Below are 4,254 nucleotides of genomic sequence, written 5' to 3'. Positions count from 1 at the left end.
TGGTTAGGGCTGAGGCCGCGCATGGTGAGGGCGCTGGTCAGGTTGGCGGCGTCGGCGCCGACCGCTTGCCGCGTGATCGAGGGCGACAGCTTGACCAGCGCATCGCGCAGGTCGGTCTGGCCGGTCTTTTGCAGTTCCGCCGCGCTGATGACGTCGATCGGGCTCAGGCTTTCGCGCGCGGCTTTTTGCGTATCGCGGGTACCGGTGGTGACGATCACGTCCTGGATGTTGCCGATATTGCTGCTGGCGTTGCCGGCGCCGTCGGCCAGCGCCTGGCCCGCCGCAAACAGGCTGCCAACCGCGATGGCGGTGCCGCTGAGCTTGAGCCTGCCGAATCTTGAAAATCCTGATCGAGACTGACTATTGGATAATGCTGACGACATGCTTTCCCCTTGCCTGGTTGGTATCTGTTGTTATGCCGCGATTTTTTTTGCGGCTTGCGCTGTTTGCGTGTGACGGTTTTCGGCAAAGCGCAAGCCGAGGTTGCCGCGCAGGGTGTCGTGTTCATACTCGCTGCGGAACAGGCCGCGTGCCTGCAGGATGGGCACCACCAGGTCGATGAAGTCGTTGAGGCCGGCAGCGGCCGTGGTGCCGATGATGAAGCCATCGGCGGCGCCTTGTTCGAACCACTTTTGCGCGATGTCGGCGACCTGTTCCGGCGTGCCGATGAAGCTGCTGCGCGGCACGGCAAAGCGCAATGCGGTCTGGCGCAAGGTCAGCTGTTCCTCTTTCGCCACTTTCTTGATCTTGTCGGTATAACTGCGATAGCTGTTGCTGCCGATCTCGCCCAGTTCGGGAAACGGCGCATCCAGCGGGTAGGCGGAGAAATCGAAATAGGTGAATGGCCGTCCCAACTGGTCCAGCGCTTCTTCGATGGTGATCAGGTCGACCCGTTCCTGGTACTTGCGCTCGGCTTCTTCCGCGGTGCGGCCGATGATGGGATCGATGCCAGGCAGCACCAGGATTTCTTCCGGCGCGCGGCCATAAGCGGCGGTGCGGCGTTTGATATCCTGGTAGAACTCCTGCGCCTGCTCAAACGTATCGTGGATGGTGAAGATGGCGTCGGCGCTGCGGGCTGCCAGGTTGCGTCCGTCTTCCGAACTGCCGGCCTGGAAGATCACCGGCTGGCCTTGCTGCGAGCGGGCGATATTCAGCGGTCCCTTGACCGAGAAAAACTCGCCTTTGTGATCCAGCGCATGCAGTTTTTTCGGATCGAAGAACACCCCGGCCTTGCGGTCGCCGACAAAGGCATCGTCTTCCCATGAGTCCCACAGGCCCTGGACCACTTTCAGGTGCTCCGCGGCCAGCTTGTAGCGCACGTCGTGCGCCAGGTGTTCGGTCTTGCTGTAGTTGAGCGCGGCGCCTTCCAGTCCGGTAGTGACCACGTTCCAGCCGGCCCGGCCCTGGCTCAGCAGGTCGAGCGAGGCAAACTGCCTGGCAGCCGTAAACGGTTCGGTGAAGGAGACCGACAGCGTGCCGACCAGGCCCAGGCGGCTGGTTACCGTGGACAGGGCCGACAGGGCGGTTAGCGGCTCCAGCCGGTTCAGGTAGTGCGGCGCCGATTTTGGCGTGATGAAGGTACTGTCGACAATGAACAGGAAGTCGAATTTGCCTGCCTCGGCTTTTTGCGCCACCTGCTTGTAATGCGCGAAATCGGTGCTGGCGTCGAGCGCCACATCGGGATGTTTCCAGCCGGACTGGGTGGTGCCCGCGCCCTGGATGGTGGCGCCCAGTTTTATCCGGCGGCTGCTCTTGTAGTTTGCTGTATTGCTCATTTCGCTCTCCCTGGTGAATAGTCGATTGAGCGATGGTATACAGCAAATGATAATAATAGAACGTAATTATTGTTCTATACAAATATGCATAATGAGAATGAAATACGGGTCGTGAAATAGTGCCGGAAAAACGGAATCGCGTCAGCATCCAGGACGGAAAGGAATGCCGGGCCGCGCATTGCACGGCCCGGAGAATGAGGAAGGACGGGGTAAGGCGGGATCGAGCGGTTTGCGGCTCAGCGTACTTTCGCTGCTGTCGCCTCGATTTCTATCAGCGCTCCCGGCAGCGCCAGGCCGGCAATCTGGAAGGCCGACCGCACCGGCTTGTTAGGCTGCTCTTTGGTAGCAAAGAACTTGGTGTAGCCAGCCTGGAAACCGGCGAAATCCAGCTTGCCGTCCTTGCGCGGATCGCCCACCAGGAATACTTTGAGCTGGATGACGTCGCCCAAAGTCAGGCCCTGGCTGGCGAGGGCGGCTTCGATGCGGCGGAATACCGAGACGGTTTGCGTTTCGGTATCGCCGAAAGCTTCAATCGATCCTTTTGGCGCATCCTTGTTGCTGACCTCGGGCAGGATGCCGCTGAAGTAGATGGTGCTGGCGTTCGGCGGCACCACTACCGCCTGCAAGATCGGGAAATCGGAATTCGGCAGGGGAATGCGCTTGATTTCCTGGGCGCCGGCGCTGCCGGCTGCGAGTGAAAACACCAGCAGGCCGCTGAGTGCAAGGCCCGGAAGGATGGCGGTTTTTTTCATTGTTGTCTCTCTCGATATTGAAAAGTCGGCAGGCAGGCATTGCGCCGGCTTATGCTAGCACGCTGTTGAAGCTGCGGTCCCACAGGCCGCTGACATCGATACGGCGATCCAGCACCTTGTTGTCGGTGAAGACGTCTGCCACCTGCTGCTGCGAGCGGACCGCGGCGTCATCGACGGCGACCAGAACCGTCGGCTGGCTCTGCAGCTTGCGCTGTTCGTCGAACAGCCATTTCGGCAGGCCGGTGATCTGCGCCAGCTTGGTGGCATAGGCGTCCGGATTGCGGTTGATCCATTCATAGACCTTGCGTTCGCGCAGCAGGTAATCGCCGATCGCCGCATGCCTGGCCGGATCGGCGATGGCCTTGGTGTGCGCCGCCAGCAGGTAATTGCCGGACAGGTAACCAAGGCCGGTCTTGACGATGCGGGCACCTTGCTTGCGCGCCAGCTGGATCAGCGGGCCGTAGATGACCCAGGCATCCAGCTGGCCGCTCTGGAACGCCGCCAGTCCATCTTGCGGCGACAGGCTGACAGGCTTGATGTCGGCGAAACTCAGGCCCTTTTCCTTGAGGAAGCGCAGCAGCAGGTAATGCGAGGTGGTGGACCGCACATAACCGACGCGCAAGCCCTTGAGCTCGGCCACATCGCGGACAGTGGACTGCGGCGGCACCAGCAGCACCTGGTTGTTGACGTCGCCGCGCAATACCGCGATCAGCTTCAGCGGCGCGCCGCTTTGCACTGAAAAAATCGGCGGGATTTCGCTCATGCCGCCGAGATCGATGGAGCCGCCGGAAATGGCTTCGACGATCAGGTTGCCGCCGGCGAATTCGGCGTAGTTGACGCGATAGGGGAAATCGCCTGCGCCGACATCTTTATAAAAAGATGAGGCGTCGCCTTTGTAGGAGGCAACGCGCAATACGGTATCAGGCGAAAGCGGCGCGGCCAGCAGGTTGCCGGCGCCGAGATTAAGGCCCAGCCCCAGGCTCGCACCTAGGCCGGCTTGCAGGAAACGGCGGCGGCTCAGGCCTGCCGGGTAGTGGAGCGTCATCGTCATCCTTGGTTTAGTCGAACAGGTCGGGTTCTTCGCGCGTCACCACATCCCACAGCGGCTGGAAGCTGAACCAGCCGCCGGCGTCGCTGCCGATCTGCGAAGCGGTATGCTGCGCCACTGCCTGCGACAGCGGTTTGGTGGGGCCTGCAGCTTCCGAGATCAGCTGCGCCTGGGCCGCGTTTTCCATGGCGATGTAGCGCCATACCGCCGATTCCACCGAGCCGCCGACCGTCAGCAGGCCGTGGTTCTGCAGGATCGCGGCTTTGTGCGGCCCCAGCTTCTGGGCGATCCGTTCACCTTCGCTGGTGTCCAGCACCACGCCGCTGTATTCGGAAAAAATCACGTGGTCGCCATAGAAGGCGCAGGAATCCTGGGTCAGCGGATCGAGCAAGCGTCCCTGCGCCGAGAATGCCTTGCCCCACAAGCCGTGCGAATGGGCGGCGGCGATCACGTCCGGTCGCGCCTTGTGCAGTTCGGAGTGGATGGCGAAGGCGGCGCGGTTGAGCAGGCCGTCGCCATGCAGGATCTTGCCGCTGTGGCTGACCAACAGCAGGTCCGAGACCCGGATGTGGCCGAAATAGACGCCGGCCGGGTTGACCCAGAACTGGTCGGGATGTTCTGGATCGCGCGCGGTGATGTGGCCGGCGCCGCCCATGTCGTAGCCGTAGCGGGCAAACAG

Annotated in this window: 5 protein-coding genes; all 5 read right to left on the bottom strand. The window is 61.8% G+C overall.

Features of this window, described 5'->3' with window-relative positions; all coding sequences use genetic code 11:
- On the bottom strand, positions 1-383 hold a 383-nt coding region (locus JWQ61_RS12495; RefSeq protein WP_369684894.1), incomplete at its 3' end, for a TonB-dependent receptor plug domain-containing protein.
- A gap of 30 nt (positions 384-413) precedes the next feature.
- On the bottom strand, positions 414-1,775 hold the full coding sequence (locus JWQ61_RS12490) for an LLM class flavin-dependent oxidoreductase (protein ID WP_304360817.1): 1,362 nt from the start codon (positions 1,773-1,775) through the stop codon (positions 414-416).
- Positions 1,776-2,011: 236 nt separating this feature from the next.
- Positions 2,012-2,527 (bottom strand): RidA family protein, encoded by a 516-nt coding sequence (locus tag JWQ61_RS12485; protein WP_304360816.1) that lies wholly within the window; start codon positions 2,525-2,527, stop codon positions 2,012-2,014.
- A gap of 49 nt (positions 2,528-2,576) precedes the next feature.
- Complete coding sequence (locus JWQ61_RS12480; RefSeq protein WP_304360815.1) at positions 2,577-3,572, bottom strand: ABC transporter substrate-binding protein; 996 nt, start codon at positions 3,570-3,572, stop codon at positions 2,577-2,579.
- Positions 3,573-3,585: 13 nt separating this feature from the next.
- Positions 3,586-4,254: class II aldolase/adducin family protein (locus tag JWQ61_RS12475; protein ID WP_304360814.1), on the bottom strand; the 669-nt coding region annotated here is incomplete at its 5' end.

The organism is Collimonas fungivorans, from assembly GCF_028292705.1.
Classification (GTDB): Bacteria; Pseudomonadota; Gammaproteobacteria; order Burkholderiales; family Burkholderiaceae_D; genus Collimonas; species Collimonas fungivorans_B.
Note: the sequence above shows the minus strand (reverse complement) of the source record. Positions and strands in the feature narration are given on the sequence as shown.